Source organism: Candidatus Palauibacter australiensis, assembly GCA_026705295.1.
Taxonomy (GTDB): Bacteria; Gemmatimonadota; Gemmatimonadetes; order Palauibacterales; family Palauibacteraceae; genus Palauibacter; species Palauibacter australiensis.
The window spans coordinates 1-6777 of the sequence record JAPPBA010000028.1 but is presented as its reverse complement, the minus strand read 5'-3'; the positions used below and the strand labels follow the sequence as shown (position 1 = coordinate 6777).

Genomic DNA, 6777 nt, shown 5'->3' with positions numbered 1-6777 from the left:
TTCTCTGGGACCTCAACTACTTCAAGTACCACTTCCTGAAGCTCGCGCACATTCCGTTCAACGAGGCGGACCTGGAGCGCGACTTCTCGCGGCTTGCGCGCCACCTGCTCGCCGGCGACCGGTCCTCGTTCCTGTACCGCGACCTCCAGTCCCGCAACGTGATGGTGCGGCAGGGGGCGGAGGGCCCGGAGCCCTGGTTCATCGACTACCAGGGCGGACGGCGCGGGGCGCTGCAGTACGACGTGGCGTCGCTCCTCTACGACTCGAAGGCGAATCTCGCGCGCGGGCACCGGGAGGCGCTGCTCGATCACTACATCGGCGTCATCGAGTCGCACGGGGTCGCGCGGCGCGACGAGTTCCTCGAACTCTGGCCCGGATATGTCCTCGTACGGCTGCTGCAGGCGCTCGGGGCCTACGGTTACCGGGGGTTCTTCGAGCGCAAGCCGCGCTTCCTGCAGAGCGTGCCCTACGCGGCGGAGAACCTGCGGGGGTTGCTCGAGGCGGATCTGCCCGTGGACGTCCCCGAACTCGAGGGGGCGCTGCGGGCGATCGTCGAGCGCTGGGGCCGCCGCAGGGCGGAGCCATCCGCGGTCGAGGGAGGGCTGGAGGTGACGGTCTCGAGTTTCCGGTATCCCGGCGGCTATCCTGCGGATACGTCGGGTCACGGCGGAGGGTACGTGTTCGACTGCCGGGGGCTCCCGAATCCGGGCCGCGAGGAGGCGTACCGCGACCTCACGGGGCTCGACGAGGAGACGATCGCCTTCATCGCGGCCCGGCCGGAGGCGCAGGAGTTCTGGGAACGGGTGCGGGGGATCGTGGACGCGCACATCGCGAACTACCTCGACCGCGGGTTCCACAGCCTGAGCGTGAGTTTCGGGTGTACGGGGGGACAGCACCGCTCGGTGTACATGGCGGAGCGGCTGCGCCAGCACCTGAGCGTGCGCTTCCCGGACGTGCGGGTGGAGGTCACGCACCGGGAATCGGCGGACTGGCCGCGCCGTCCCGCGCGGGTCTGAGCCGTGGCCATGGACTGCTTGAGCCGGAGGGCGGGGGCGGACGCTTGGAGGCGATGATCTTCGCCGCCGGCCGGGGACGCCGCCTGCGGCCGCTGACCGACGCGACGCCCAAGGCGCTCGTCGACTTCGGCGGCATCCCGTTGCTGGAGCGCATCGCCGGGAACCTCGTCGCGGCGGGCGCGCATCGCCTGATCGTGAACGCGCACTATCTCGCCGGGCAGGTGGCGGCGTGGGCCGAAGCGTCGCCGCTGGGGGTCCCGGTGTTCGTGTCGCGGGAAGATGAGGAATCGCCGGCTCCTCTCGACACGAGCGGCGGGCTCTTCCACGCGCGGTCGCTGTTCGAGGCGCGGGAACCCTTCCTGCTCCACAACTGCGACGTCGTGACCGAGGTCGACCTCGCGGCGCTGTACCGCGCGCACCTGGAGGGAGAGGCGCGGGACGGGCGGCTGGCCACCCTCGCGATCGCGGAGCGGGAGACGTCGCGCCCTCTCCTGGTGGACGGCCGCGGCGTGTACGGACGCGCAAACCGGGACGAAGGGTGGGAAGTCGTGGCGCGCGAGCCGTCGAGCGCGGACGAGGCCCGGGAGTACGGTTTCTGCGGCATCCACGCGCTCTCGCCGCGCGTGTTCGAGCGCTACGCGGAAGGAGGCGTCTTTTCGATCATGGATTCGTACATGGACTGGATCGGAGATGGGGAGCACGTCGGGGTGTTCGACGCGACGGGCGCGGCGTGGTACGACATCGGGACGCCCGAGCGGCTGGACGCCGCCCGGCGCGCGTTCGGGGCGGCGTCCGCCACGGAGGCGGCCCCCTCGGCCGGCCGGCGCGGCGCATGAAGGCGATCCGCATCCGGGAGCCCGGCGGCCCGGAGGTGCTCGAGCTCGTCGAGCGGGACGCCCCCGTCGCCGGGGCCGGCGAAGTGCTCGTGCGCGTGCGCTGCGCGGGGATCAACCGGGCCGACCTCCTGCAGCGGATGGGCCGCTATCCGGCGCCCGCGGACGCTCCGCCGGACATCCCGGGGCTCGAGTTCGCCGGAGAGATCGAGGCGGTCGGGGCCGGCGTCACGGGCTGGTCGGTGGGCGACCGCGCGATGGGCATTCTGGGCGGCGGCGGCTACGCGGAGCGGGTGGCGGTGCCGGCGGGGCAGCTCCTGCCCGTCCCGCCGACGCTGAGCTGGACCGAGGCCGGAGCGATCCCGGAAGTCTTCCTCACCGCGGCGGACGCCCTCATCGAGCGCGGCCATCTGCGCCCCGGCGAGACCGTGCTCGTGCACACGGCCGGCGGCGGCGTGGGAACCGCCGCCCTGCAACTGGCCCGCGCGAGCGGAGCGGGCGCGATCATCGCCACGGCGTCGGCGGCCAAGCTCGACCGCATCCGCGAAGCCGGACTGCCGTGCGACCTCGCCGTCGACCGCCGGGCCGGCTCCTTCGCCGACGCCGTCGCGCGCCACACCGACCGGGCCGGCGCCGACGTCATCCTCGACACCGTCGGCGCCCCGTACTGGGACGCGAACATGGCCAGCCTCGCCACTCTCGGCCGCCTCGTCATCGTCGGCGTCATGGGCGGCATGAAGGTCGAGGCCAACCTTCGCACCCTGATGGGGAAGCGCGCGACCGTCGTGGGCACCGTCCTCCGCGCTCGTTCGAAGGCCGAGAAGGCGCACCTCACGGAGATGTTCGCGACCCGTTTCCTCCCCGGCTTCACCGCCCCGGAGGCCGACCCCTCCCACCTGCGCCCCGTCATCGACCGCGTCTTCCCCCTTGCCGAGGCCGCCGAGGCCCACCGCTACGTCGAGTCCAACCAGTCCTTCGGCAAAGTCCTCCTCGACACAGGGAAGTGACGCAACGAAGGCCTCGCGAACGTTTCGCATCAGCTCGTCGAACGACTCGCCCTGGGATACGCATCCGGCGATGGCCGGTACTTCCGCCCAGTAGCCGCCTTCCTCCGCCGTTTGGTTCGGTTCGCACGTTCGATCGAATGGGATCGACGGAGATCGAGGCGCTGTTCGACGCCGATCCGTAGCCTGGCCGGGTCCGGGTCAGCCGCCGCTTATGGCGGGGAGGACGACGCCGAGTCCGGCCAGTTTCGTACGCGTTCCGCTGCGGAAGTCCTTCGGTGAGCGCCTCCCACGTCGCGCCGCCGTGCCCAGCCGGATCACATCGGGTTCGCGGGCCGACCCCGGCTGGATCTGCCAGATGCGTTTCAGGGAGAGTCCGGAGTCCTCGGGGAACCTGACCGAACGTTCGGCCTTCCCCGACCAGCTCGCCCCGAAGTCGCCGGCGGCCAATGTACGATGCGCGCGCCGCCGGGGTGCGTTGGCCCGCTGACGGCGTACGTTGGCCCGCTCCAGCGGTGCGTTGGCCCGCTGACGGCGGGACCGTATCATCCCGGCCATGCAGGTCTGGATCGGCACGAGCGGCTACAGCTATCCCGCGTGGAAAGGCAGCTTCTACCCGGAGGATCTCCCCAACAGGGAGATGTTGTCCTTCTACGGCCGCCGGCTGCGGGCCGTCGAGATCAACAACACCTTCTACCGCATGCCGCGCGAGAGCGTGCTCGAGAACTGGGCCGAAGCGGTGCCCGACGGATTCCGCTTCGCGCTCAAGGCTTCGCGCCGCATCACGCACTTCAAGCGGTTGCAGAACACGGAAGAGGAGACGGAGTATCTCGTGCAGACGGCGTCGGTGCTGGCGGATCGCGCGGGCGTCATCCTGTACCAGCTTCCGCCCAACTTCAAGCGGGACGATGAACGGCTCGCGCGTTTCGTGGACCAGCTTCCGAACCCCGGCACCTCGGCCTTCGAGTTCCGGCACGCCTCGTGGTTCGACGAGGCGGTGTTCGACATCCTCCGGGCCCGGAACTCCGCCCTCTGCCTCGCCGAGACGGACGACGGAGACGATGCGCCGCTCGTCGAGACGGCGGACTGGAGCTACCTCCGCCTGCGCCGCAGCGCGTATTCCACGCAGGAGCTGGAAGCCTGGGCCGGGCGGCTGCGCGCCTCGCGCTGGGGCCGGGTCTACGCCTTCTTCAAGCACGAGGACGCCGGTGTCGGTCCCGCGCTCGCCGGGCAATTCACGGAAATGATGACGGAGATGATGACGGAGATGACGGAGGGCAGGCCGGCATGACCCGCGTCGTCGGCCAACTGCTCCTCATCAACGTCGTCGCCTACGTGTTCACGCGCACGAACCCCGTCCTGACGTCGGAGCTGTGGCTCGTCCCCGCCCAGGTTCTGACCCGACCCTGGACGCTCATCACCTACCAGTTCCTGCACGGCGGCGTGTCCCACATCTTCTTCAACATGCTCGCGCTCTTCTTCTTCGGGCCGAAGCTCGAGGCGCTGCTCGGATCGAAGAGTTTCCTCAGGCTGTATCTTCTCGCCGGGCTCATCGGGGCCCTCGTCCACATCCTGTGGACCGTCCTCACGATGTCGCAGGGGGGGCTCTACATTCCGATGGTCGGGGCTTCGGCGGCGGTGTACGGCGTGCTCTTCGGCTACGCGCGCTACTGGCCGCGCGACCGGGTGATGATCTGGTTCGTCATCCCCGTGCAGGTCCGCTTCCTCGTCATCGCCTTCACGGTGCTCTCCCTGTGGCTGGGACTGGGCGGCGTCGGCGGGGGCGTGGCGCACTTCGCGCACCTGGGCGGGTTCCTCGGCGGCTGGCTCTACCTGAGGTGGCGGACCACGCGCTCCGCCGCGGCGCAGTTCCGCAAGAAGGCCGAGAGCCCCGGCGTCCGCATGGGAGAGCGGGAGTTGAACGTGAAGTGGGGCAGGATCGAGCCGAGCACCCTTCATCCCGTGAATCGGGCCGAGTACGAGCGCATCGCCGGCAAGCTCAAGGCCGCGGGCTGGTCCGCCCTCACCGACCGCGAACGCACCTTCGTGGAGAGATTCGGCGGAGGCTTCGGCTAGCGCCTTGGACGGGCGCATCCTGTTTCTGCCCGGCGATGGCATCGGCCCGGAGGTTCTGCTCGAGGCGCGGCGCGTGCTGGAGGCCGTCGGCGACGTCTACGGCCACCGCTTCGACGTCATCGAAGCCCCCCTTGGCGACGGCGCGATCGAGCGGTTCGGGGATCCGCTGCCGGAGGAAACGCGGGCGCTTGCCGTCGAGGTCGACGCCGTCCTCGTGGGAGCCGTCGGCCTCGCCGTGCGCTCCGTGGATGGAACGAAGGTCGACGCCTCCAGGGGACTGCTGGATCTGCGGCGGTTGCTGGGAAACCACGCGAATATCCGACCCGTTGCCTTGCCCGACGCCCTCGTGGGCCGGTCCCCTCTCCGTCCCGAGCGCGTGCGCGGCGCGGACCTCGTCGTCGTTCGCGAGCTGCTCGGCGGCATCTACTACGGGCGTCCCCGCGGGATCGAGGACGGCGTCGCCTTCGACACCGAGATCTATGCGGAGGAGGAGGTTCGGCGGATCTCCGTGTCGGCGTTCGAACTCGCGCGCACGCGGCGGCGGAAGGTGACGTCGGTAGACAAGGCGAACGTCCTGGAGTCGTCGATCTTCTGGCGCCGGATCGCCGAAGCAGTGTCCCGCGATTATCCGGATATCGAGTTTTCCAGCATGCTCGTGGACAATTGCGCGATGCAGTTGATCCGGGATCCGCGCCAGTTCGACGTCCTGCTGACCAGCAACCTGTTCGGCGACATCCTGAGCGACGAAGCGGCGGTGCTCGTCGGGAGCCTGGGCATGCTGCCGTCGGCGAGCGTGGGTGGCGACATCGGCCTCTATGAGCCGGTCCACGGCGCGGCGCCGGACATCGCGGGGCGGGGGATCGCCAACCCCATCGGCGCGATCCTCTCCGTCGCGATGATGCTCGACCTCACGTTCGCACTGCCGGAAGAGGCAGGCGCCGTGCGGGCAGCCGTGAACCGCGCGCTCGAAGACGGACACGGCACGGCCGATCTCCACGCCGACGGGGGCCCGGCGCCGGTGTCGACGGCGCGGATGGGAGAGTTGATCGTCGAGGCCCTGGCCGCGGCGGGCGCGCCGGACGGGTGACCCCTATCTTTGCGGCGGTCGCCGGGGGCATCCCGATTCGTCGGGATTGAGAGCGTACCCCATGAACCTGATCCGGCTCATACCGGCGTAGGGAGCGCGGCCCGAGCGGGGCAGCGTCCCCGCCCGGCGTCGACCGTCCCCCGTCCGGCGACGACGCGGGTGTGCCGGGGAGACGACGCCGCGCATGATCGAGCCGGACCCTGTCCTCGTGCCAACCCCCTCCCTCGGGCCCAGCCCCGCCCTCGCCCCGCCGGTTCCGTACGAAGGCGCCTTCCCCAACTCCACCCGAGTCTTCGTGGATGGCCCCGGCGGCCTTCGCATCCCCATGCGGGAGATCGCCCTCTCCGGCGGTGAGCCGCCGCTGCGCGTCTACGACACCAGCGGTCCGGGCGGGTGCGACGTGCGCGAAGGCCTGCCGCTCCTGCGCGAAGCGTGGATCCGGGCGCGCGACGTGCGTTCGACCGGGCGCTCCGCCACCGTCGTCCGCGGGCCGCGGGACGACGCCACGGCACTCCCCTCGACCCTCGTCCGCGAGACGCGGCGGGGGAACGGCCCCGTCACCCAGATGCACTACGCGCGCCGGGGCGAGATCACGCCGGAGATGGCGTTCATCGCCGTGCGGGAAGGCATGGACCCGTCCTTCGTGCGCGCCGAGGTGGCACGGGGGCGCGCCATCATCCCCGCCAACATCAACCACGCGGAGTTGGAGCCCATGATCATCGGGCGCGGCTTCAAGGTGAAGATCAACGCCAACATCGGGA

Annotated in this window: 7 protein-coding genes, 1 pseudogene and 1 riboswitch; of the genes and pseudogenes, 7 read left to right on the top strand and 1 reads right to left on the bottom strand. The window is 70.6% G+C overall.

Features of this window, described 5'->3' with window-relative positions; all coding sequences use genetic code 11:
• The 3 genes from OXN85_02065 to OXN85_02055 all read left to right on the top strand — a co-directional run.
• Window positions 1–1016: phosphotransferase (locus OXN85_02065; protein ID MCY3598744.1), on the top strand; the 1016-nt coding region annotated here is incomplete at its 5' end.
• 53 nt (window positions 1017–1069) lie between these two features.
• On the top strand, window positions 1070–1852 hold the full coding sequence (locus OXN85_02060) for a sugar phosphate nucleotidyltransferase (protein ID MCY3598743.1): 783 nt from the start codon (window positions 1070–1072) through the stop codon (window positions 1850–1852).
• Window positions 1849–2856 (top strand): NAD(P)H-quinone oxidoreductase, encoded by a 1008-nt coding sequence (locus OXN85_02055; GenBank protein MCY3598742.1) that lies wholly within the window; start codon window positions 1849–1851, stop codon window positions 2854–2856. The genes OXN85_02060 and OXN85_02055 overlap by 4 nt, the downstream gene beginning before the upstream one ends.
• A 9-nt stretch (window positions 2857–2865) precedes the next feature.
• Here OXN85_02055 and OXN85_02050 read toward each other — a convergent pair.
• Window positions 2866–3000, bottom strand: a pseudogene (locus OXN85_02050) (type II toxin-antitoxin system HicB family antitoxin).
• A 409-nt stretch (window positions 3001–3409) separates the two neighbouring features.
• On the opposite strand from OXN85_02050, the gene OXN85_02045 reads away from it, so the two are divergent.
• The 4 genes from OXN85_02045 to OXN85_02030 all read left to right on the top strand — a co-directional run.
• On the top strand, window positions 3410–4144 hold the full coding sequence (locus OXN85_02045; protein ID MCY3598741.1) for a DUF72 domain-containing protein: 735 nt from the start codon (window positions 3410–3412) through the stop codon (window positions 4142–4144).
• The gene (locus OXN85_02040; GenBank protein MCY3598740.1) at window positions 4141–4929 is read left to right on the top strand and encodes a rhomboid family intramembrane serine protease; all 789 of its coding nucleotides are present in this window, start codon (window positions 4141–4143) and stop codon (window positions 4927–4929) included. Before OXN85_02045 ends, OXN85_02040 begins: the two co-directional genes overlap by 4 nt.
• Window positions 4930–4933: 4 nt before the next feature.
• Window positions 4934–6016 carry a 3-isopropylmalate dehydrogenase gene (leuB, locus tag OXN85_02035; GenBank protein MCY3598739.1) on the top strand — a complete coding sequence of 361 codons (1083 nt, stop codon included), beginning with the start codon at window positions 4934–4936 and terminating at the stop codon, window positions 6014–6016.
• 13 nt (window positions 6017–6029) lie between these two features.
• A riboswitch (TPP riboswitch) is annotated at window positions 6030–6128 on the top strand.
• Window positions 6129–6200: 72 nt separating this feature from the next.
• The coding region (locus tag OXN85_02030) for a phosphomethylpyrimidine synthase ThiC (GenBank protein MCY3598738.1) at window positions 6201–6777 on the top strand (577 nt) is incomplete at its 3' end.